The organism is Neisseria sp. P0020.S005 (assembly GCF_051957055.1).
GTDB classification, from domain to species: domain Bacteria; phylum Pseudomonadota; class Gammaproteobacteria; order Burkholderiales; family Neisseriaceae; genus Neisseria; species Neisseria subflava_A.
The window spans coordinates 1-558 of the sequence record NZ_JBQCWV010000038.1 but is presented as its reverse complement, the minus strand read 5'-3'; the positions used below and the strand labels follow the sequence as shown (position 1 = coordinate 558).

The 558-nt window shown below is 50.9% G+C and carries 1 pseudogene; it reads left to right on the top strand.

From position 1 onward, the window contains the following. Positions 1–558, top strand: a pseudogene (locus tag ACTHTU_RS11190) (hypothetical protein); the annotation flags it as partial.

Genomic DNA, 558 nt, shown 5'->3' with positions numbered 1-558 from the left:
ACCCCCAACCCCACCACCACAAAACCCAACCCCAAAACAATACAAAACAACACACTCCCCACCCACAATAAACAAAAACCCAATACCCCCCAACCACAAACCAACAACCCAAACACCACCAACCCAAAAACCAACCCCAACACCAAACAACCACAACCCAACCAACAAAAAAAAAAAACCCAACAACAACCAAACCCCCAAACCCCACAAACAAAAAACCAAACCAAACCCCCACAAAACAACACCGACACCAAAACACAGACACAACCAAACACCAAACCCCAACCACCCGCACCCCAACCCAAACCAACACCCCCACCCCCACCCACACCCCAACCAACACACCAACAAACCCAACACCCACACCAAAACCAAAAACCACCCACACCACCAAAACCAACAAACCACACACACCCCCAAACCCAACACCAAAAACAACACAACACACCCAACCACACAAACCACCCCAACCCACACCAAACCACCCCCCCAAACCAACCCCAACCAAAACCCAACAAACACCACAACAAACAACCACACCCCCACCCCCCACCCACC